This is a genomic window from Streptomyces purpureus, from assembly GCF_014648195.1.
GTDB classification, from domain to species: domain Bacteria; phylum Actinomycetota; class Actinomycetes; order Streptomycetales; family Streptomycetaceae; genus Streptomyces; species Streptomyces purpureus.
In genome coordinates, this window is record NZ_BMQQ01000012.1 from 87085 (window position 1) to 109109 (window position 22025).

At 72.8% G+C, this 22025-nt stretch carries 15 protein-coding genes and 1 tRNA gene; 6 read left to right on the forward strand and 10 right to left on the reverse strand.

The features are described from left to right. The first annotated feature begins 60 nt into the window (after positions 1-60). Positions 61-618, forward strand: a complete 558-nt coding sequence (locus IEZ01_RS17190; RefSeq protein ID WP_189202455.1) for a sugar O-acetyltransferase — start codon at positions 61-63, stop codon at positions 616-618. 36 nt (positions 619-654) lie between these two features. Here IEZ01_RS17190 and IEZ01_RS17195 read toward each other — a convergent pair whose 3' ends face one another. Further along, positions 655-1569: an NADP-dependent oxidoreductase gene (locus IEZ01_RS17195; protein ID WP_189202457.1), complete on the reverse strand. Its 915-nt coding sequence runs from the start codon at positions 1567-1569 to the stop codon at positions 655-657. A 204-nt stretch (positions 1570-1773) separates the two neighbouring features. Between IEZ01_RS17195 and IEZ01_RS35885 the strand changes: the two genes are divergently transcribed. The 3 genes from IEZ01_RS35885 (at position 1774) to IEZ01_RS17210 (ending at position 5870) form a co-directional block, all read left to right on the forward strand. Then, positions 1774-3165 (forward strand): helix-turn-helix transcriptional regulator, encoded by a 1392-nt coding sequence (locus IEZ01_RS35885; RefSeq protein WP_189202459.1) that lies wholly within the window; start codon positions 1774-1776, stop codon positions 3163-3165. A gap of 218 nt (positions 3166-3383) precedes the next feature. Continuing rightward, positions 3384-5075, forward strand: coding sequence for a bifunctional 3'-5' exonuclease/DNA polymerase (locus IEZ01_RS17205; RefSeq protein ID WP_019888375.1), 1692 nt, complete (start codon positions 3384-3386; stop codon positions 5073-5075). A 258-nt stretch (positions 5076-5333) separates the two neighbouring features. After that, positions 5334-5870 carry a DUF4760 domain-containing protein gene (locus IEZ01_RS17210; RefSeq protein ID WP_189202461.1) on the forward strand — a complete coding sequence of 179 codons (537 nt, stop codon included), beginning with the start codon at positions 5334-5336 and terminating at the stop codon, positions 5868-5870. On the opposite strand, the gene IEZ01_RS17215 is transcribed toward IEZ01_RS17210, so the two are convergent. Beyond that, positions 5867-6436, reverse strand: coding sequence for a GNAT family N-acetyltransferase (locus tag IEZ01_RS17215; protein WP_229833021.1), 570 nt, complete (start codon positions 6434-6436; stop codon positions 5867-5869). The two genes, IEZ01_RS17210 and IEZ01_RS17215, sit on opposite strands and share 4 nt — an antisense overlap. Before the next feature lie 114 nt (positions 6437-6550). Here IEZ01_RS17215 and IEZ01_RS17220 point away from each other — a divergent pair, with 114 nt between their 5' ends. Further along, positions 6551-7300: a TRADD-N-associated membrane domain-containing protein gene (locus IEZ01_RS17220; RefSeq protein ID WP_189202463.1), complete on the forward strand. Its 750-nt coding sequence runs from the start codon at positions 6551-6553 to the stop codon at positions 7298-7300. An 89-nt stretch (positions 7301-7389) separates the two neighbouring features. Here the strand turns inward: IEZ01_RS17220 and IEZ01_RS17225 are convergent. Further along, positions 7390-7463, reverse strand: a tRNA-Thr gene (locus tag IEZ01_RS17225). A 141-nt stretch (positions 7464-7604) separates the two neighbouring features. On the opposite strand from IEZ01_RS17225, the gene IEZ01_RS17230 reads away from it, so the two are divergent. Beyond that, the gene (locus IEZ01_RS17230) at positions 7605-9110 is read left to right on the forward strand and encodes an MFS transporter (RefSeq protein ID WP_229833023.1); all 1506 of its coding nucleotides are present in this window, start codon (positions 7605-7607) and stop codon (positions 9108-9110) included. 25 nt (positions 9111-9135) lie between these two features. On the opposite strand, the gene IEZ01_RS17235 is transcribed toward IEZ01_RS17230, so the two are convergent. The 7 genes from IEZ01_RS17235 to IEZ01_RS17265 all read right to left on the reverse strand — a co-directional run bounded on the left by IEZ01_RS17235 (position 9136) and on the right by IEZ01_RS17265 (position 21966). Continuing rightward, positions 9136-10728 carry an alpha/beta hydrolase gene (locus IEZ01_RS17235; RefSeq protein WP_189202465.1) on the reverse strand — a complete coding sequence of 531 codons (1593 nt, stop codon included), beginning with the start codon at positions 10726-10728 and terminating at the stop codon, positions 9136-9138. A gap of 214 nt (positions 10729-10942) precedes the next feature. Continuing rightward, complete coding sequence (locus IEZ01_RS17240) at positions 10943-12148, reverse strand: DNA polymerase III subunit delta' (protein ID WP_189202467.1); 1206 nt, start codon at positions 12146-12148, stop codon at positions 10943-10945. 139 nt (positions 12149-12287) lie between these two features. Next, positions 12288-15593 carry a dTMP kinase gene (tmk, locus tag IEZ01_RS17245; protein ID WP_189202470.1) on the reverse strand — a complete coding sequence of 1102 codons (3306 nt, stop codon included), beginning with the start codon at positions 15591-15593 and terminating at the stop codon, positions 12288-12290. A 175-nt stretch (positions 15594-15768) separates the two neighbouring features. Continuing rightward, a complete protein-coding gene (gene topA / locus IEZ01_RS17250) occupies positions 15769-18624 on the reverse strand; it encodes a type I DNA topoisomerase (RefSeq protein WP_019888308.1) in 2856 nt (951 codons plus the stop codon). Between the two features lie 272 nt (positions 18625-18896). Then, positions 18897-19094, reverse strand: a complete 198-nt coding sequence (locus IEZ01_RS17255; protein WP_019888307.1) for a hypothetical protein — start codon at positions 19092-19094, stop codon at positions 18897-18899. Between the two features lie 480 nt (positions 19095-19574). Next, positions 19575-21173: a DUF7059 domain-containing protein gene (locus IEZ01_RS17260; RefSeq protein ID WP_189202472.1), complete on the reverse strand. Its 1599-nt coding sequence runs from the start codon at positions 21171-21173 to the stop codon at positions 19575-19577. Positions 21174-21279: 106 nt separating this feature from the next. Further along, complete coding sequence (locus IEZ01_RS17265) at positions 21280-21966, reverse strand: small secreted protein (protein ID WP_189202474.1); 687 nt, start codon at positions 21964-21966, stop codon at positions 21280-21282. Positions 21967-22025: the final 59 nt, after the last annotated feature.

A 22025-nucleotide genomic window follows, 5' to 3' on the forward strand; every position in this document is an offset into this window, starting at 1 on the left:
GCGGGGCACGATCCGCGGCACGCGCGCGTTGGCCCCGCAAACGGAGAGGACCCACGCGACATGGGCGAGAACAAGCGGCGCATGCTGGCCGGCGAGTGGTACCTGCCCGACGACCCGGAGCTCCGCGCGGACACCGAACGACGCTTCGCGCTCTGCGCCGCGTACAACGCGAACGGTGGCGCCGCACCCACCGAACGGGCCGACCTCCTGCAGGAGTTGCTGAGAGCGGTGGGTGACGGGGTCAGGATCCGGCCCCCGTTCCAGTGCGACTACGGCCGGCACATCTCCATCGGGGACGGCACCTTCGTGAACTTCAACGCGGTCTTCCTGGACGCCGCCCCCATCACCATCGGCTCCTACGCGCAGATCGGCCCAAACGTCCAACTCCTCACCCCTTCGCATGAACTGGACCATGAGCGTCGCCGAGAGGGCTGGGAGAAGGCCGAGCCGATCACGATCGGCGACAACGTCTGGCTGGGGGGCGGGGTGATCGTCTGCCCTGGGGTGACGATCGGCGCGAACACGGTCGTCGGGGCAGGGGCCGTGGTCACGAAGGATCTGCCGGAGGGAGTCCTGGCGGTGGGTAATCCGGCCAGGGTGGTACGGCGGCTGGAGTGACCTCGCCGTACCCCTCTCCCCCTCCCCCGGATCCGGTCAGATCTTGATGAGCAGCTTCCCGCGCGCGTGCCCCGACTCGCTCAGCTCATGCGCCTTCGCCGCGTCCGCGAGCGGGAAGACCTCCGCGATACGTACGTCGAGCCGGCCCTCCGCGGCGAGCCGGGCGTGCTCGGTGAGTCCGGCGCGGACGACCTCCGAGGGCGTACCTCCACCGGTGAAGACGACGCCGTGCGCGGCGGCGTCCGGGTCTGCGATGGTGACGACCCGCTCGGCGGAGCCGCCCACGAGCTCGATCGAGAGCGGCAGGACGCCGGCGCCCGCCGCGTCGAAGACGGCGTCGATGCCCTGGGGAGCCGCCTCCTTCACCCGCTCGGCCAGACCCTCTCCGTACGCGACGGGGACGGCCCCAAGAGCGCGCAGGTGGTCGTGGTTGGCCGGGGACGCCGTACCGATGACCGTGAGGCCGGCCGCGACGGCCAGCTGCACGGCGACCGTGCCGACCACGCCCGCGGCGCCGTGGAGCAGCAGCGTCTCGCCGGCCTTGACGCGCAGCAGGTCGAAGACGCGCCGCGCGGTCTCGCCGGCCACGGGCAGGGCCGCCGCGAGCTCCCAGGAGAGCTTGGCCGGCTTGACGACGATGTCCCCGGCGATGGCGTACTCGGCGTAGGCGCCGGTCTCCGTCCAGCCCATGACCTCGTCGCCCACGGCGACATGGGTGACGCCCTCGCCGATGGCGTCGACCGTCCCGGCGAACTCCAGGCCCGGGATCATCGGGAAGGTGGTCGGGTAGAACTCCTCGACCCAGCCGTTACGCCGCTTGTAGTCGAGGGGGTTCACCCCCGCCACAGCCACCTTGACGCGGACCTGGCCGAGGCCGGGCTCGGGCTTCTCGGCCTCCTCGTGGCGCAGCACGTCCGGGCCGCCGAACTCCTTGTACACGATCGCTTCCATGACTGTTCTCCCCGCTTGGTCGGTCGTCCGGTGTGGTGCCGGTTTGGTGCCGGTGTGTTCCGGACCGGTTGATGAACCGGCCGGTGAACCGGTTGATGACCTAAGCCTGGGGCGCAGGGACAGCCGTTCCGGCCAGCCTTTCGGACAGTCCCCGCTGGCCGAAAGGCCAGGCGAGGGTGGGGTGGTGCTGACTAGGCTGCTCTCATGGAGCTGATCGGAACGGTCACCGGAACGGTGACCCCCCTGCCCGCCCCGAGGACCGTGCCCGCGGTGGCCCTGGTGGAGGAGCCCGTCGCGGGCCCCGGCCCCGGTTCCGCTCCGCTCACCACCGGCCCCGACACGCTCGCGGCGCTCACCGCGGGATACGACATCATCCGGCAGCCGCTGGGGCAGATCCTGCCCCGGCTTTCCTTGACCCTCGCCGAGCTGATCCCGCACGAGGCCGCCGCCGAACTCTCCACTCACTGCGCGTTCTCGCCTTTCAAGGCATACGGGGAAGCGGAGTTGACCGACCGGATCAGCACGGCCGAGCTGGACCCGCTCTTCACCGCCACTGCCGCCGGGCAGCCCTGGCAGGGCAGGGCGCAGATCGCGGGAGCCGAGCGTTCCGTCATCACGTTCATGACGGACGCGACCCCCCGGGGCGCGCTGCTCGTCCTCGTACGGGCCGACGGCGTCGCGCCCGCCGGGGAACCCGAACTCGCGGTCGCCCAGCAGCTCTGGTCACTGGTGACCAGCCATTTCGACCGGCTGTCCGCGGAGGCCGCGCCCGGCGCGCTTGCCCGGTCCCGGGCCGCCGCCGACACCCGCTCCCGGGTCATCGCCGAACTCACCGCCACCCACGCGGCGACTCTGACCGGGCTCCTCGGGGTGCTGCGCAGCCGCAGCCTGGACGACGCGGCCGCCCGCGCCACCGCCACCGAACTCGCCGTCTCCGCGCTGGTCGAGCTGCGCGCCGAGGCGGACCGGGACAAGGCCGTCGCCGAGGAGCGGGTCGACGAGGCCTTCGCCCGGCTCGCGGACACCCTGCGGCCTCTGCTGCGGTACAGCCACGTACGCCTTGAACTCGGCGCCCCGGACTCCACCCGCCATGTGGCCGCCGACGTGGCGCACACGGCGCGGCTGATCGTCCGTGAGGTGCTGCTCGCCGTGCTGGATCAGGAGCCGGTGAGCCGGGTCCACGTCGGCTGGCAGGTCGACGAGCACGAACTCCGCGCGTCCGTACGGGACGACGGGCCGGGCGCCCTCGACCACTGCACCCTGGGGCGGGCCCGGATCGGCGACCGGCTGGAGGTCCTCGGCGGCCGCCTCGACATCGACGCCGTACCGGGCTGGGGGACGACGGTCACCGCGATCGTCCCGCTGTCGGCGGCCGACGCCCCGACGGCGAAGACCGCGCCCGACCCGCTCGGGGCGCTGGGCGGCCGGGAGCTGGAGGTCCTCACGCACCTGGCGATGGGCCACCGCAACCGCGTGATCGCGCAGGAACTGCACATCAGCGAGTCGACGGTGAAGTTCCACGTCGCCAAGATCCTGACGAAGCTGGGCGTGGCCTCGCGGGGCGAGGCGGCGGCGCTGTTCCACGCGGTGGCGTAGCCGGCTGGAGCCCCCGTCGGGCAGCGTCAGGGCGGTCGCCGGGACGGTCGTCGGGGCATTGCTCGGCCGACCAGCGACGTGTACCGCGCGAGGGCGCCACCGGGGCCGCTCCGGCCGACCCGCAACGCGTACCGCGCGAGGGCGCCATCGAGGCCGCTCCGGCCGACCCGCGACGTGTACCGACGCGATTGTCAGTGGCGGCTGCCACACTCGCATGCATGAGCGAAAGGTGGGCTCTGGCTGCGGCGGAAGGGGACGGGGCACGGCTCGTCCCCCTCGGCTCCGACGGGCTGCCCGCCGGAGCCGTCCGCCACGAGCCGGACCTCGTCGAGGCGGTCCGGTCCCGCCCCGGTGTGACCCGGTGGGTGTGGCGGGCCACCACGGAGATCTACCCCCGGCTGCTGGCCGCCGGCGTCCGGGTCGAGCGGTGCTACGACATCGAGGCCGCCGAACTGCTCCTCCTCGGGCACGAGGGGCGGCTCGGGGAGCCGAGGTCGGCGGCCGCGGCCTGGGCGCGGCTGCACCACCGTCCCGTACCCCCCGACCCGCCGCAGCGCACCGCCGAGCCCGGCTCTCAGGACTCCCTCTTCGAGCCGCAGCCGGTGGCCCTCCCCTTCGACGCCCTCCTGGAGGTCTACGCGGAGCAGCAGCGAAGACATGATGCCGCCGAGCATCCGGGCCGGATGCGGCTGCTGACAGCGGCCGAGTCGGCGGGGATGCTGGTGGCCGCCGAGATGCACCGGGCCGGCCTGCCCTGGCGGGCCGACGTCCACCGCGCGGTGCTGCACGAGCTGCTCGGGGAGCGGTACGCGGGCGGTGGTGAGCCGCGCCGCCTCGCGGAGCTCGCCGACGAGGTGTCGGCGGCGTTCGGACGCAGGGTCCGGCCGGATCTTCCGGCGGACGTGGTGAAGGCGTTCGCACAGGCCGGTATCAGGGTGAAGTCCACGCGGCGCTGGGAGTTGGAGGAGCTCGACCACCCAGCGGTGAAGCCGCTCATCGCCTACAAGAAGCTGTACCGGATCTGGACGGCCCACGGCTGGGGCTGGCTCCAGGACTGGGTGCGGGACGGACGCTTCCGGCCCGAGTACCTGCCGGGAGGCACGGTCTCGGGCCGGTGGACGACCAACGGCGGCGGGGCGCTGCAGATCCCCAAGGTGATACGGCAGGCGGTCGTCGCCGACGAGGGCTGGCGGCTGGTGGTGGCCGACGCCGACCAGATGGAGCCACGGGTCCTCGCGGCCATCTCCCGCGACCCGGGCCTCATGGAGGTCGCCGGCCACCCCGACGATCTCTACACCCGCCTGTCGGACCGGGCGTTCGCCGGCGACCGGGACCACGCCAAACTGGCGCTGCTCGGCGCGATCTACGGACAGACCAGCGGCGACGGCCTGAAGAACCTCGCGGCGCTGCGCCGCCGTTTCCCGAAGGCCGTGGCCTACGTGGACGAGGCGGCGAAGGCCGGCGAGGAGGGCAGGCTCGTACGGACCTGGCTGGGGCGGACCAGCCCCCGGGCGGCCGGGGCGGGGGACGACGACGAGGCGGGCATTCCGCAGGACACCGGCGATGTGCCGGTGACGGAAGGGGGAGGGGAGTTCATCCCGGGCTACGCGTCGACGAACGCGCGCGCCCGCGGCCGGTTCACCAGGAACTTCGTGGTGCAGGGCAGCGCCGCCGACTGGGCCCTGCTGATGCTGGCCGCCCTGCGCCGGGCGACCGCGGGAATGCGGGCCGAGCTGGTCTTCTTCCAGCACGACGAGGTCATCGTGCACTGCCCGGCCGAGGAGGCGGAGGCGGTGACGGAAGCGATCCGCGCGGCGGGAGACGAGGCCGGCCGAATCGCCTTCGGCCCGACCCCGGTGCGGTTCCCGTTCACGACGGCGACGGTGGAGCGCTACTCCGACGCCAAATGAGCGGGACGGGGGTGTTGTTGGCGGCGGGCTGGTTGGCGGTGGTCTTGTCGGCGGTGGCCGACGGCCGGGAGCCGGCCATCGGAGCCGGGGACGGGAGCGGGGGACGGGAGCGGGGGACGGGAGCCGGGGACGGGAGCTGGGCGTCCGAAGCGGGACGTCGTGACCGAGCTGGACGTCGGAAGCTCGTGACCGGAGCCGAGGCTTCGACTTGCCGAAAGCCCGGCGCCATCGACGAAGGCCTGCCTAGGGTGACCGCCTGTGACGACATACGAACGCCTGTCGCTGATCGCCTCCTTCGGAGCCCTCGCCGTGAGCGTGATCGCCTTCGGAGCACTCGCCTGGCAGCTGTTGATGCTGGCCCGCGCCACCCGCCTCGACCACGACCGCCGGCGCAAGCAGGCGACGATGGAGTATCTGAGCACGACGATGGACCGGCGCCGGGAGCTGCGGAACGCCGGCATCCCGGACGACCGTGACGAGCAGGCAGTCGAGGCGCTGGTGACCCGCGCGCTGGGCGGCGACGCCGACGCGGCCCGCCTCATCTCCAGTTATCTGACGATCTACAACTACCTCGGCGTGGCAGCCCAGTCGGACGCCTTCGACCTCTCCCTCATCGACCGCGCGTGGGGCGGCTCGATCGTCGCGCTCACCGAGCACTACCGGCCCTGGATCACGGAGCAGCGCGCCCGGCAGGGGGAACCCCGGCTGTACGAGGACCTGGAGTGGCTGGGCCGCTCGATGACCCCGCGCCGTACGGTCCCGCCGCAGCACACGCCACGTACACCCGTGCCCTAGACGCCGCCCCGCGCCGTCAGAGGCGCGTCGGGCACCGTCCGGGTGGCGGCAGCTCGTTGGGCGAGCCAGCCGGACCGCCGGCCCGGGTGGACGCAGGTCCGTACGTGGGTGAAGCCGAGCCGCTCGTAGTAGGCGTGCAGCCGGGGGTTCGTACGCCACACATCGACCCTGACCCACGCGCGCCCCTCCCGCTCGGCCACGCCGCACGCCCAGTCGACGACGCGCTCACCGAGCCGCCGCCCGGCCGCGCGCCGGGCGACGATGAGCTTGTCGAGGTAGAAGGCGGATTCGGGCCGGTCGTCCGCGGTCCAGAAGTCCACGTCGGCGGAGCCCCGGCTGACGGTCGCCAGCGCGTCCCCGCCCAGGGCGTCGACGACGACCCAGGTGTTGCCCTGCTCGACGACCCGCCGCCACTTCTCGAGGGCGACGGGCCCGGTCCGGGCGTCACTCCACTGATCGCTCCCCCGGTCCCGCAGCCACCGCGTGGCCTCCGCGCGCAGCGCGAGCAGCGCGGGAAGGTCGTCGGGCCGGGCGGGACGGAGATATTCGTCGGCCACCGCACTCATGCGGCGAGGCTACAGGCTGCCGGGGCGCACCGGCGCGGGGCTCGTCTGATTCGCCTGTGCCGCGCGAACCCAGCGGCTACCATCACGCTCCTGCGACAGAGGAGCGAGCCGCCCGTGAACACCTATCTGGAGACGGCAGTTGCCGTGGCGAGCGCGGTCATGGCAGCCACCGGCACCGGCATCGCCTGGCGCGCGGTGCGCTCCTCCCTCGACAGCCAAGTGGCCAAGGAACGCAAGCGCCTTCGCGAATCACTGAACGCCCAGGAGATGCACATCGGCGGGGACCTGGTGATCAACACCGGCCCTGGGATGACGAACCCGGACGGCTCACCCGACGAGGCGGCGATCGCCCGAGCAGCACAGCAGCGGATCGACGACGACCGGTTCGCCGAACTGCTCGTGGAGTACTACGCGTACGGCCTGGCGCAGGCCCGCAACAGCTTCCTGACCAGCCAGTGGTTCGCCGGCCTCGGCGCGACGATCCTGCTGCTCGGCGTGGGCCTTGCCATCTGGCGCGCGGAAACCACCGGCGACCTCTACCTCTCCATCGCCACCAGCGCCTTCGGCCTGGTGACGGCCCTCATAGGCCAGCTCTTCCACCGCCGCGCGGACCTCGCCTTGAGCCACATGGCGCAACAGACCGACTCCCTGCGGGACGACATGCGCACGGAGCGCTCCACAGAACAAGCGATCATGCTCCTGGCGGCCGTCTCGGACCCGGCGACGAAGACCCGCCTCCAAGCCGGCCTGATCATGAAACTCGCCGGCTCCGACCTCCCCCAGATCACGGCCCCGATCACCGCCCCGACCCCGGACCCAACCCTCCCGAAGCAGACGCCGCCTCACCCGGAACCAGCCAACTGAGACCGGAACTGAGACCGAGCCCGGGACGTCAACTGCGGCAGACAACCAAAAACCCCAGCTCGGAAGAGTCCGACCTGGGGTTTCAACGGAGCCGCCTTCGGGATTCGAACCCGAGACCTACGCATTACGAGTGCGTTGCTCTGGCCAACTGAGCTAAGGCGGCATGCCGTGCGTTCCCTGAAGTGGGTGCAGCAGCGTCGCCAAGTCTACACAGTGAAAACCAGTGCCTCGCACACCCTCAGCGAGGCCCTCCCCTGGCCTGATGTCGGGCGTAACGGGAGATTACCGGCCATACTCATTGATCGTGCACCCCACAGAGCTCGCCGCTCAGAGCCGTCGGGCGTCCGGTGGTGGGCGTTGGGCGATGCTCGCGGTGTTGTGTGCCAGCCTGCTGCTGGTCGCCATGGATGCCACCATCCTCAATGTCGCGCTGCCGTCGCTCATCGACGACCTACGACCTGACGCCCTGCAACAGCTGTGGATCATCGACATCTATGGACTGGTGCTCGGTGGCCTGCTGGTCACCACCGCGGCAATCAGCGACCGTTACGGCCGTAAACGGCTCTTTCTCGCCGGATTCGTGCTCTTCGGCGTGGCGTCCGTGGTCGCCGCCACCGCCGGGTCGTCGTGGCAGCTGATCGCGGGGCGGGTGCTGCTCGGGATCGGTGGGGCGATGGTCATGCCGTCGACACTGTCGCTGATCCGGAACATCTTTACCGATGCCCGCGAGCGCGCCCTCGCCATCGGCATCTGGGCCGCCGTCGCCGGAGCGGGGGCCGCCGTCGGGCCGCTGGTCGGCGGGCTGCTGGTCGAGACGTACGGGTGGGCGGCCGCGTTCTGGGTCAATGTGCCCGTCGTCGTGGTGACCGTCGTCGCCGGGATCTGGCTGCTGCCGGAGTTCAAGGACGCCGGCCACGGGCCGCCCGACGTGCTGGGGGCCGTGCTGTCCGTCGTCGGGATCGTCGCCCTGGCCTGGGGTATCAAGCACGTCGCCAAGGGCAGCCTCACCCTGTCCGATCTGGCGATCCTCGCGGCCGGAATTCTCGTCCTGACGCTCTTCGCCAGGCGGCAGCTCTCCCTGCCCGACCCACTGCTCGACGTACGGCTCTTCAAGAACCGCGCCTTCACCGCCGCCGCGCTCGCCACCCTGATGGCCATGCTCGCCGTCGGCGCCGCGCTGTTCCTGATGTCCCTGTGGCTCCAGTACGTCCACGGCTACTCGCCCTTCCAGGCCGGGCTGCACACCGTGCCCGCCGCCGGAGCGATGCTCGTCGGATCCCTGCTCAGCCCATGGCTCATGGAACGGCTCGGCGTCCGTGCCGTCATGGCCCTCGGCCTCGGCGGGCTCGTCCTCGGCTTCCTCGTGCTCGCGCTCTCCCCCGAGCCGACGACGTACGGCTACGTCGCCGTCGTCTTCGTCGCGCTCGGCCTCGGCGACGGTCTCGCCATCACCACGGCCGCCTCCGTCCTCGTCTCGGCCGTACCCGCCGAGCGGGCCGGGCAGGCGGGCGCCGTGTCCGAGACCAGCTACGAGCTCGGCGTCGGCCTCGGCGTGGCCCTGCTCGGGTCCATCCACGGCGCTGTCTACACCCACCACATGGCCGGCGCGCCCGCCCAGGCCGCCGAGTCGGTCGGCAGCGCCCACGAGCTGGCCGAGCAGGGCGACGGAGCCGTCATGGACGCCGCCCGGGCCGCCTTCGACTCCGCGCTGACCACGACCGCGTACGTCTCCGTCGCGATCGTGGCGACCGTGACCGTGCTGGTGGTGTGGCTCGTACCGCACGGGTTCAAGGCCACCGCCGGCCACTGACCCACGCACCCGGCCCCATCCGCCCTCAGCGGCAGCGCATCCCCCGCGGCGGCACCGTGCCCTCCAGCAGATAGCGGTTGACCGCCGTGTCCACACAGTCGCTGCCTCGCCCGTACGCCGTGTGCCCGTCACCCTCGTACGTCAGCAGCCGCCCCGAGGTGAGCTGCCCCGCCAGGGAGACGGCCCACTTGTACGGCGTCGCCGGGTCCCTCGTCGTGCCCAGCACCACGATCGGGCCCGCGCCCTTCGCCGCGATGCGGTGCGGGGCGCCGGTGGCCTTCTCCGGCCAGTACGTGCAGCTCAGCGCCGCCCAGGCGAGCCCCTCGCCGAAGGTCGGGGAAGCCTTCACGAAGGAGGGGAGCGCGCGGCCGACCGCGTCCGGGCCGGCGAAGGACGGCGGCAGGTCCAGGCAGTTCACGGCGGCGTTGGCGAACATGAGGTTCGAGTACGACCCGTCGCCCTGGCGCTCGTAGTACGCGTCGGCGAGAGCCAGCAGCCCGGAGCCGTCGCCGCCCATCGCCCCCGTCAGCGCCTCGCGCAGCTCCGGCCACGCCCCCTTGTCGTACATCGCGGCGATCACTCCGGTCGTGGCGAGCGACTCGCCCAGCTCACGGCCCTCACCTGCCGGCACCGGCCGGGCGTCCAGCTCGGTGAAGAACGCTTTCAGCCGGCGGGATGCCGCCGTGACCGATCCGGACCCGAGCGGGCAGTCCGGGCCGCGCAGGCAGTCCTCGGCGAAGGAGCGGAAGGCGGTCTCGAAGCCCGCCGTCTGGTCGCGGTTCAGCTCGACGGCCGGCAGGGACGGGTCCATCGCCCCGTCGAGGACCAGGCGCCCGGCCCGCGCCGGGAACAGCTCCGCGTAGGTCGCGCCAAGAAACGTGCCGTACGAGGCCCCGACGTACGACAGCTTCTCGTCGCCGAGCACGGCGCGCAGGATGTCCATGTCCCGGGCCGCCTCGACCGTGGAGACATGCGGCAGGACCGGGCCGGAGCGGCGCGCGCAGCCGGCCGCGAACTCCTTGTACGCCGCTGCCAGCAGGCCCCTCTCCCGTGCGTCGTCCGGGGTCTGGTCCACCTGCGTGTACGCGTCCATGCGCGGCCCGTCGAGGCACGTGACGGGCTCGCTTCGGGCGACTCCGCGCGGGTCGACGGCGACCAGGTCGTAACGGGCGCGTACGGGTGCGGGGTAGGCGAGCCCGGCGTACGCCTGGAGGTACTGGACGGCCGAGCCGCCCGGCCCGCCCGGGTTGACCAGCAGCGATCCGATCCGCTCGCCAGGGCCGGTGGCCTTGGCCCGGGCCACGGCCAGCTTGACCTGCCCGCCGTCCGGCCGGGCGTAGTCGAGCGGCGCCCGCAGGGTCGCGCAGTCGAAGCCGGGGACGCCGCACTCCCGCCAGCTCAGCTTCTGTCCGTAGTACGCCGAGAGGTCCCCGACAGGCCGCGCCGTCGGCGACGCGGACGTCGTGCCACCGCCGCCACCTCCCGCGCCGCCACTCGTACATCCGACCGCGATCAGCAGCCCGGCGGCCGCGGCGAGTGCCGCGACGCGCCGACGGGGACGGAGGCGAGCCCGGGATCGGGCGGGGAGCGAACGGCTGAAGGACCGGCGGAAGGACATATCCGGACAGTAGTCACCGGGCGACTGCCGGCGGCCCACTCCGCCGCGATCTGCCCGGTACGAGTGACGGAGCCGAGCCACGATCGCGATGGTCCTCGGCGGCTCACTCCGACCCGGTCTGCCCGGTCCGAGTGATGGAGCCGACCAGACCCAGGCCGCCGCCGCGACAGGCGCCGGCCTCGATCTCCCAGGCCGCCGCCGCGGCAGGCGCGGCTCAGCCCGCGCGCAGCGCCATCGTCATCGCCTCGACCGCCAGCAGCGGCGCCACGTTCTTGTCCAGGGCCTCGCGGCAGGCGAGGACCGCCTCTATCCGGCGCAGGGTCCGCTCGGGCGTGGAGCCGTGGGCGATCCGGTCGAGGGAGTCGCGTACGTCCTCGTTGGCGATCTGCGTCCGGGCGTTCAGCTGCAGGGCCAGCACATCGCGGTAGAAGCCGGTGAGGTCGCTGAGCGCGAGGTCGAGGCTGTCGCGCTGGGTGCGGGTCTTGCGGCGCTTCTGGCGCTCCTCCAGCTCCTTCATCGCGCCCGCCGTGCCGCGGGGCATGCGGCCGCCCTGGGCGGCGCCGAGGGCGGCCTTCAGCTCCTCGGTCTCCTTGACGTCGATCTCCTCGGCGACCTGCTTGGCGTCCTCGCCCGCCGCGTCGATCAGCTCCTGAGCGGCCTTGAGGCAGCCGCCGACGTCGTCGACGCGCAGCGGCACCTTGAGGACCGTGGCCCGGCGGGCGCGGGCCCGTTCGTCGGTGGCGAGGCGGCGGGCGTGGTCGATGTGGCCCTGGGTGGCGCGGGCGGCGGCCGCGGCGGCCTGCGGGTCGATGCCGTCGCGCCGTACGAGCACGTCGGCGACGGCGTCGACCGACGGGGTGCGCAGGGTGAGGTGGCGGCAGCGGGAACGGATCGTGGGGAGCACGTCCTCCAGCGAGGGGGCGCACAGCAGCCACACCGTGCGGGGCGCGGGCTCCTCGACGGCCTTCAGGAGCACGTTTCCGGCGCCTTCGGTCAGACGGTCGGCGTCCTCCAGGACGATGACCTGCCAGCGCCCGCCCGCCGGCGACAGCTGGGCGCGGCGCACCAGGTCGCGGGTTTCCTTCACGCCGATGGAGAGCAGGTCGGTGCGGACGACCTCCACATCGGCGTGGGTGCCGACGAGGCTGGTGTGGCAGCCGTCGCAGAAGCCGCAGCCGGGCTCCCCGCCCAGGGCGCGGTCCGGGCTGACGCACTGCAGGGCGGCGGCGAACGCCCGCGCGGCGGTCGCCCGGCCGGAGCCGGGCGGGCCGGTGAACAGCCAGGCGTGGGTCATCTTGGACGCGTCGGGCGGCGCCTCGCCTGCGGCGTGGGAGGTGACGAGGGCGTCGGCGTCCCGGGCGGCGGCGGCGAGCTGCTCACGCACCCGCTCCTGGCCCACCAGGTCGTCCCATACGGCCATGTCCACCCTCCTCAGGTGCGCGGTCCGGTCCCGTCCTGCCACGGGTTCGACGTACGGGCTCCATTGTGGGGCACCCCACTGACAGTCCCGGACGCGCCGAGGGGGCGGAGCAGGCGCTCCGCCCCCTCGGGTCACGGTCTCAGCCCCGCCGGCGGCGGTGGTCGTCCTCGTCGTGGGCGTGCGGCCCGAGCAGTTCGTCCGCGAGCGAGGGGAGGTCGTCCAGCGGGGTGTCCTCCGCCCAGTCCGAGCGGCGCCGCGGGCGGCCCTGCTCGTCCATCTGGGGCAGCTCGGCCGTCCGGTCGTTGGCCCCGGGCGCGGCCTGCGCCTGGTCCCGGAAGATCCCCGGCGGAACCCGGTCGGCCGGGTCGTCCTGGCGTACGGGCGGCAGCACCGCGGTCTCGTCGGCGGCGCGCGTGTCCCGTACCGGCGGCAGCACCGCCGTCTCGTCCGCGGCCCGCGGGTCACGTACCGGCGGCAGCGCGGCCGTCTCGTCCACCGCGCGCGTGTCCCGTACGGGCGGCAGCACCGCCGTCTCGTCCGCGGCCCGAGGGTCACGTACCGGCGGCAGGACGGTCGTCTCGGCCGCGTCGGCGGGCTCGGCGCGCTCCTCCGGCACGACCGGCGTGGGGATGGTCTGCGTGACGTCGTCGGGCTTCACGAACCGCTTCTCGTCCCGGGCCGCGCCCCGGGTCCGGTCCCGGCCGGCGTCCCGCTCCGCGCGGGGGTCGTCCTCGGGCCGGGCGTCGGGCTGCGGGATCGGCGTCGGGACGGTGACCTCGTTCGGGGACACCTCCGGAACCGCCGCCTGTGTCGCGGCGGCCACCGCCGCAGCGGCAGCGGCCTCCTCGGCGGCCTTCGCCGCGGCGGCGGCCTCGGCCAGGCGGCGCGCCTCCTCGGCCTTGAGCAGGGCCTCCTCCGCCTTGCGCTGCTTCTCGCGGCGGCGCTCCTCGGCCTCGGCCCGCAGCCGGGCCTCCTCCTCGGCCTGCTTGCGCAGCCGCTCCTGCTCCTCGCGGCGGGCCTTCTCCTCGGCCTCGCGCCGACGGCGCTCCTCCTCGGCGGCCTTGCGGGCCTCCTCCGCCCGCTGCCGGGCCTCCTCCGCCTGCCGCTCGGCCTCGCGCTGGCGCGCCTCTTCCTCCTCGCGGCGCTTGCGCTCCTCCTCCTCGGCACGGAGCTTGGCGAGCTGCTCCTGGCGCTCCCGCTCCAGGCGCTCCTCCTCCGCCTTGCGCGCGGCCTCTTCCTCGGCCTTGCGGCGGGCCTCCTCCTCGGCGGCCTTCCGCGCCTCCTCCTGGGCCTTCACCTCGGCCTCGGACAGCGGCAGCATCTGGTCGAGCCGGTGGCGTACGACGGTGGTGACGGCCTCCGGCTCCTGGCCGGCGTCGACGACGAGGTAGCGGCTCGGGTCGGCCGCGGCGAGAGCGAGGAAACCGGCCCGCACGCGCGCGTGGAACTCCGGCGGCTCGGACTCCAGCCGGTCCGGCGCCTCCGTGAACCGCTCACGCGCGGTCTCCGGGGAGACGTCGAGGAGCACCGTCAGATGCGGTACGAGCCCGTCCGTGGCCCACCGGGAGATCCGGGCGATCTCCGTCGGGGACAGGTCGCGGCCCGCGCCCTGGTAGGCCACTGAGGAGTCGATGTACCGGTCGGAGATCACGATCGCGCCCCGCTCCAGGGCGGGCCGGACCAGCGAGTCGACGTGCTCGGCGCGGTCGGCGGCGTACAGCAGCGCCTCCGCGCGGTGCGAGAGTCCGGCGCTGGAGACGTCCAGGAGGATCGAGCGCAGCCGCTTGCCGATCGGCGTGGCGCCCGGCTCGCGGGTGACGACGACCTCGTGGCCCTTGGCGCGGATCCACTCGGCGAGCGCCTCGACCTGGGTGGACTTGCCGGCCCCGTCGCCGCCCTCCAGGGCGATGAAGAAACCGGTCGTGGCCGGCGCCTGGGCCGGGTCGCCGCCGCGCAGCGCGTCGCGCAGGTCGCGGCGCAGCGGGACGCCCGAGCGGTCGTCGGTCTTGGCGAGCACCAGCGCGGCGACGGGCAGCAGCAGGGCGCCCACCAGCATCAGGGTGAAGGCGGCGCCGCCGTGCGCGAAGACGAAGTCGCCGGTGGCGAGGCGGTGGGGGCCGATCGCGGCGGCGAGCAGTGGCGCGGCGAGCACGCCGAGCGCGACGGCGACGCGCACGACGGCCTGGAGGTGATCGGTGATCCGGGGCCGGCGGTACTCCTCGGTCTCCTGGTCGATGAGCGTGTGGCCGGTGTTCGCGGCGACCCCGGCGGCGTAACCGGCCAGCAGCGCGATGAAGAGGACGGTCGCCGTGTCCGGGACGAGGCCCATGGCGAGCAGCGCGACGCCGGTGACGGCGAGGGCGAGCGCGAGGAGCCGGCGCCGGGACAGGACGGTCAGGACGGATCCGGCGGTCCGGATGCCGAGGGCGGTGCCGCCGGTCAGCGCGAGGATCAGCAGCGCGAACGTGACCGGTCCGCCGCCGAGGTCGGCGGCGTGCAGCACCGCGACGGCAGCGGCGCAGGCGATCGCTCCGGCGACGGTGGCGCAGGCGATGACGAGCAGCGGGAGGGCGCCCGTACGGCCCTTGTCGAGGCCGTTTCCGGCCGACGGCCGGCGCAGCCCCTCCAGCGGGGAGCGGGGCCTGGGGGTCTGTCCGCCGGGCAGCTCGATGAAGTACAGGAGGGAGACGGACGCGGCGAACAGGCCGGCCGCCACATAGGCCCCGATGGCCGCCTGGTGCTGTGTGAACCACGCGACGCCAGAGCCGAGGAGGTTGCCGACCAGCGTGGCGATCAGCAGGGCCGCGGCCGCTGCGGGGATGGCCAGGAAGGACGTACGCAGGGACAGGCGGCGCAGCGCGCCCAGGTGGTCCGGCAGGGGGCGCACGGCGGCGCCTTCGAGCGGGGGCGCGGGCAGCAGCGCGGGCGCGGCGCTCTCCCTGGCCACGGTCCAGAACCGCTCGGCGGTCCCGGCCAGGAAGACCGTGCCGAGCAGGAACCAGACCGCGCTGTCAGGGGTCCAGTCGATCCACAGCGGGGCGACCACCAGCAGTCCGACCCGTACACCGTCCGCGCCGATCATGGTCCAGCGGCGGTCCAGCGGGCCGGACGGCGCGGTGAGCGTGGTGACGGGCCCGAGGAGTACGGCTCCGAAGAGCAGCGTGGCCAGAATCCGCGCACCGAACACGGCGGCGACGGCGAAGGCCGCGCCTCTGTATCCGCCGCCGAACGCCCCTTCGGCGACGGCCGCCTGCAGCGCCAGCAGCACCAGGACCAGCACGGCGAGGGCGTCGCCGATGCCGCCGACGAGGTGTGCGCTCCACAGCCGCTTGAGCGGCTGATGGCGCAACAGGGCTCGTACGGCGCGTTCCCGTGAGTCTGCGGCAAGGGCGGCGTCGGAGTCTGAGGTGGAGCTCACGACCGTAGGCTGCTCGGCTCGCGTCATCCGCCCAGCCTATCCGGAGCGCCCGGGTCCCCGGAGTCCCCACCCGAACAAACGCCCGCGCCCGGCGTACGCGCCGGTCCACGGAAGCAGACCGGAAGCAATCCCCGGAGGCAGTCCCCGGAAGCGGACCACCCCGCCCCCAGTGGGGACGGGGTGGTCTCTGCCTGGCCGGGGCCTACTCCTCGGCCGAAGCGGACTTCGCGGCGGCGGTCTTTGCCGCCGTCTTCTTCGCCGCCGTGGCCTTGGTGGCCGTCGTCTTCTTGGCGGCGGTCTTCTTGGCGGCCGCCGTCGTCTTCTTCGCGGCCGTCTTCTTGGCTGCCGCCGCCGTCTTCTTGGCGGGTGCCTTCTTGGCCGCGGCCTTCTTCGCGGTCTTCTTCGCCGGCGCCTTGGCCCGCTTCTCCGCGAGGAGCTCGTAGCCGCGCTCCGGCGTGATCGTCTCGACGCTGTCGCCGGTCCGCAGGGTCGCGTTCGTCTCGCCGTCGGTGACGTACGGGCCGAAGCGGCCGTCCTTCACGACCACCGGCTTCTCGCTGACCGGGTCGGTGCCCAGCTCCTTCAGCGGCGGCTTCGCCGCGGCGCGGCCCCGCTGTTTCGGCTGGGCGTAGATCGCCAGGGCCTCGTCGAGGGTGATGGTGAAGAGCTGCTCCTCATCGGTCAGCGACCGCGAGTCGGTGCCCTTCTTCAGGTACGGGCCGTAGCGGCCGTTCTGCGCCGTGATCTCCACGCCTTCGGCGTCGACGCCGACCACCCGCGGCAGCGACATGAGCTTCAGGGCGTCCTCGAGCGTCACGGTGTCGATGCTCATGGACTTGAAGAGGGAGGCCGTGCGCGGCTTCACCGCGTTCTTGCCCGTCTTCGGCGTGCCCTCGGGCAGGATCTCGGTGACGTACGGGCCGTAGCGGCCGTCCTTCGCCACGATCTGGTTGCCGCTGACCGGGTCCGTGCCGAGCTCGAAGTCGCCGCTCGGCTTGGCCAGCAGCTCCTCGGCCAGCTCGACGGTGAGCTCGTCGGGCGCGAGGTCCTCGGGGACGTCGGCGCGCTGGTGGCCTTCCTGCTCCTTCTCACCGCGCTCCACGTACGGGCCGTACCGGCCGACGCGCAGCATGATCCCGTTGCCCACGGGGAAGGAGGAGATCTCCCGCGCGTCGATCGCGCCGAGGTCCGTGACCAGCTCCTTCAGACCGCCGAGGTGGTCGCCGTCGCCGTTGCCGGCCTCCGAGGCGGCGCCGGCCGCGTCGCCCTCGCCGAAGTAGAAACGCTTCAGCCACGGCACGGCCTGGGCCTCACCGCGCGCGATGCGGTCGAGGTCGTCCTCCATCTTGGCCGTGAAGTCGTAGTCGACGAGCCGGCCGAAGTGTTTCTCCAGCAGGTTGACCACGGCGAAGGAGAGGAACGACGGCACGAGGGCCGTGCCCTTCTTGAAGACATAGCCGCGGTCGAGGATCGTGCCGATGATCGACGCGTACGTCGACGGGCGGCCGATCTCGCGCTCTTCCAGCTCCTTGACCAGCGAGGCCTCGGTGTAGCGGGCCGGCGGCTTGGTGGCGTGGCCGTCCGCCGTGATCTCCTCGGCGGTCAGCGCGTCGCCCTGGGCGACCTGCGGCAGGCGCCGCTCGCGGTCGTCGAGCTCGGCGTTCGGGTCGTCGGCGCCTTCGACGTACGCCTTCATGAAGCCGTGGAACGTGATCGTCTTGCCGGACGCGGTGAACTCGGCGTCACGGCCGTCGCTCGCCCGTCCGCCGATCTTCACGGTCACGGAGTTTCCGACCGCGTCCTTCATCTGGGAGGCCACGGTCCGCTTCCAGATCAGCTCGTAGAGCTTGAACTGGTCGCCGGTCAGGCCCGTCTCCGCGGGCGTGCGGAAACGATCACCCGAGGGACGGATCGCCTCGTGCGCCTCCTGGGCGTTCTTGACCTTCCCGGCGTACGTGCGCGGCTTCTCGGGCAGGTAGTCGGCGCCGTACAACTGCGTGACCTGGGCCCTTGCCGCCGCGATGGCGGTGTCGGAGAGGGTCGTGGAGTCCGTACGCATATAGGTGATGAAGCCGTTCTCGTACAGCTTCTGCGCCACCTGCATGGTCGCCTTCGCACCGAAGCCCAGCTTGCGCGAGGCCTCCTGCTGGAGCGTCGTCGTACGGAAGGGGGCGTACGGAGAGCGGCGGTACGGCTTGGACTCGACCGAGCGCACCGAGAAGGAGGTTTCGGCGAGGGCGGCGGCAAGAGCGCGTGCGTTGGCCTCGTCGATGTGCAGGACGTCGCTCTTGAGCCGGCCGTCGGGGCCGAAGTCTCGACCCTGCGCGACACGCCGGCCGTCGACCGTCGCCAGCCGGGCGACCAGCGACGACGGGTCGGAGGAGTCACCGGCGCGGCCGGTGGAGAACGTGCCGGTCAGGTCCCAGTACTCGGCCGAGCGGAACGCCATGCGCTCCCGCTCGCGCTCGACGACCAGACGCGTGGCCACGGACTGCACACGGCCCGCCGACAGCCGCGGCATGACCTTCTTCCACAGGACCGGCGAGACCTCGTAGCCGTAGAGGCGGTCGAGGATACGGCGGGTCTCCTGGGCGTCGACCATGCGCTTGTTCAGCTCGCGCGGGTTGGCGACGGCGTCCCGGATCGCGTCCTTGGTGATCTCGTGGAAGACCATGCGGTGGACGGGGACCTTGGGCTTCAGGACCTCGAGGAGGTGCCACGCGATGGCTTCGCCCTCGCGGTCCTCATCGGTGGCGAGGTAGAGCTCGTCGGACTCGGCGAGCTGCTCCTTCAGCTTCCTGACCTGCGCCTTCTTGTCGGCGTTGACGACATAGATGGGCTGGAAGTCATGTTCGACGTCCACACCGAGGCGCCGGACCTCGCCGGTGTACTTCTCGGGGACCTCGGCGGCGCCGTTGGGGAGGTCACGGATGTGCCCGACGCTCGCCTCGACGACATAGCCGGGGCCGAGGTAGCCCTTGATCGTCTTCGCCTTGGCAGGCGACTCGACGATGACGAGTCGGCGGCCGCCGTGTGCGGTCTCGCTGGTCGGGGACAACTTCGCTCTTCTCTCCGGTCGACGCTCGGTGACACCTACGGCGCAGTCGACGCCGTGGTGCAGTCGGCGCAGTACAGAGGACTGCGCGCTGCTGCGGTGACGCCGCTTACGCTGCTGTCGCTGCGGAGTGTGACGGTACAACCCGCCCCCGTGTCAAACGGCAAAAGCCCGCAACGGCCACTCGAACGGTAACCCGAGTCCTGGCATTCCTGCCGCCCGGACTCCCACCCGGGCGGTGCGGCGCCGCTCACGCCGGTCCGGTCGGCCTGCGGTCAGAGGCGGCCGAAGCACCACACCCCGAGGACGAGGAAGACCACACTGAAGATCGTCGTGAGGGTCGCTGCCGTGGCGGGGCTCACGCCGTACGCGACGGGCTGCCGGTGCGCCATCCGCACCCCTGTCCACAGCAGCAGCCCCGCTCCGAACAGCGCGAACGCCGTCCCGGCGAAAATGGCCGGCCCGCTCTCCATGCCCGTGCCCCGTTCCGTCGCTGGTCGGTGGTGCGCCCGGGCTCTGTTGCCCCCGGCGCCCTGGAGGCAGAGGCTGGCACCTCCCGGCGTCGTGGGCGCGAATTCCGGGTGAACGACGCGGGCGACCCGAGCGTGGTTCACCCACGCGGCGCCCCGCCGGGCGGTGGTACCGGCCGAATTTGGCCGGTTGTGGACGGGACGCACGTGGGGTCGAAGACCGTGCAGGGGCCGTGTCGCGGGCCCTGCCGAGGGCAGGAGGCGGAAGCTGCGGGGGCGGCGTCGGCCGCGAGGGCGAAACCTTGGCCCGGGGGTGCCGGGTTCCCGTCAGGGTGAGGCGGAGAGGACCCCTGAAACAGGGGCCTCACCAGCGGTGTTCCTATGAAGAGAGGTGGTGTCGAGCAGTGGGACGGTGCTCGGTACGAGATGCCGCCAGCGACCCCGACCAGCCGTGCGGCACGCACAAGCGGAAGGGAAGGGGCGTCAGGACGCCTGGCCGCCACCCCCGTCCACGGGCTCGAGGAAGCCTTCTTCGACGAGCAGCCGGATGGCCTGCGGTATACGGTCCCGCAGCACCACCGAGTCCTCGCCCGTCAACTGGCCGATGGCGTCCAGGATCCGCCCGGCGCTGAGCGTCCCGTCGCAGACGCCCGCGAAGCCCGCGCCGACGTGGTCCACGCGCGTGGCGCGGCGCATCCCGCGGTTCTGCCGGAGGACCACATGCTCGGGGTCCTCGGCGCCGGGCAGGCCCACCTGTTCCTGCGTCACCTCGGACGCGAGGCGGAAGTGCGCGGCCAGGAGCGCCGCGTCGTCGTGGGCCCGCAGGAAGTCCTGGCGCTCGAAGTGCGCCCGTACGGTGTCGCCGAGCGGCTGCTCGACGGGGTGTGTCCATTCCTCGACGACGATCGACGGCTCCGTCCGGCCTTCGGCGACCGCGGCGTTCTTGCGCAGGGTGATCCAGCCGAAGCCGACGGACTTGGTGCCGCTCGCCTCGAACTCGTCCAGCCACGCCTCGTACCGCTCGGCGTACGCCTGCTGGTCCTCGCGGTGGTCGCCGCTGTCGCGCAGCCACAGCTCGGCGTACTGCGTGATGTCCTGCACCTCGCGCTGCACGATCCAGGCGTCGCAGTCCCGCGGCACCCAGGAGCGCAGCCGCTCCTGCCACTGCTCGCCCTCGACGTGCTGCCAGTTGGCGAGGAACTGGGCGTATCCCCCGTCGTTGAGCCGCTCCCCGGCCTGCTGGACGAGCGTGCGGCAGAGGTCGTCGCCGCTCATCCCGCCGTCCCGGTAGGTCAGCCGGGCGCCGGAGTCGCCCTTGCCGGAGGCAAGGGGAGAGATGACGAACGGGGGGTTCGACACAATCAGGTCGTACGTGTCGCCGTCGACCGGTTCGAAGAGGGAGCCCGCCAGCAGCTCGGCCCCGCGGGCGCCGGAGAGGGCGAGCGTGAGGCGGGTGAACTCCAGGGCCCGGGGGTTGAGATCGGTCGCGGTCACCAGCGTGGCGTGCTGGGCGGCGTGGAGGGCCTGGATGCCGGAGCCGGTGCCGAGGTCGAGCGCGGAGGCGACCGGCGTACGGACCGTGATGCCGGCGAGGGTGGTGGAGGCTCCGCCGACGCCGAGCACGACACCTTCGTCCTTGCGGCCGATGCCTCCGGCGCCGCCGACCGCGCAGCCCAGGTCGGAGACGATGAACCAGTCCTGGCCCTCAGGCCCGCCGTACGGCCGGACGTCCACGGTGGCGCGAATCTCCCCGCCGCCGGTCTCCCCGCCGTCGATCTCCTTGCCGTCCCGGACGAGCCAGCCGTCCGCCAGGGCCTCCTCCAGGGGCAGCGCGCGGGCGGCCCGCTCGGCGGAGACGGGCTGCTGGAGCAGGAACAGCCGGACGAGCGTCTCCAGCGGGGTGTCCCCACGGGTGGCGCGCAGGGCGGGCACGGTCTCGCTGCGGGCGAGCGCGGCGTACGCGGGTGCGCCGAGCAGGTCGAGCAGTCCGTCGGCGGTGAAGCCGGCGGAGAGGAAGGCCTCGCGCAGGCGGGTGGCGTGGCTGGGCGTCGGAAGGCTGGCGGTCAGGCTGGTCGTACTCACCTGCCCATTGTGGCCGTCGCCACTGACAAAAGCCGAACGGCCCGGCCCCCGTTTCGAACGGGAGCCGGGCCGAGAGGGCGGCCGGCGGCAGAGCCGGCCGGCGGGGCTATTCGGCGGCCTTGGAGGCGGACGCCGAGGCGGAGGCGGCCGGCTTCGACGCGGACGTGGCCGGCTTGGACGCCGAGGCCGCGGGCTGCGAGGCCGACGCGCCGGGCTTCGGCTTGGCCGGGCCGGTGCCGCCCACCGACGGCGTGGCCTTCTGGCAGCCCTGCTGCTTCGCCATCGCCTGGCCGACCTCGCCGGACTGCAGCTTGGCCAGCGCGTCCTGGTCCATCTTCTCGATCTTCTTCAGGCCGTCCGCGACGCCCTGGAGGCCGTCGGCGAACTTCTGCTGGTTGGCCGGGTCGAGCGCGTCGACCTGCTTCTTGAGGCCCTCGTAGGCCACAGCCGTCGCGTTGAGCTCCTTGACCGCGTCCTGCTGCAGCTTGTCGCCGTTGTCGACCGGCGGCGCCCCGGCGGACTCGATGGACTTGGCGAGCGCCCGGTCGGCGTCGGCGATGTCCTGGAAGGCCTTCGAGTCGGCGGCCTGGATGTCGGCGGGCTTTCCGTCCGCCGCCGTCGAGATGATGATCTGCTGGGCGTCCGCCCTCTTCTGGATCTGCGGCTTGGCCTGGTCGCAGACCGTCTTGGCCCAGGCATCCACCTTGTTCTCGTCGCCGTCGTCGCCGCAACCGGACAGCGCCAGCACCAGTACCGCGCCGCCGGACAGTGCGGCCGCAAGCTTCTTGTTCACCGGATCGGTCCCTTCCAAGGCTCTCGGCCCCGGAACATACACGTCAACCGGGCGACATC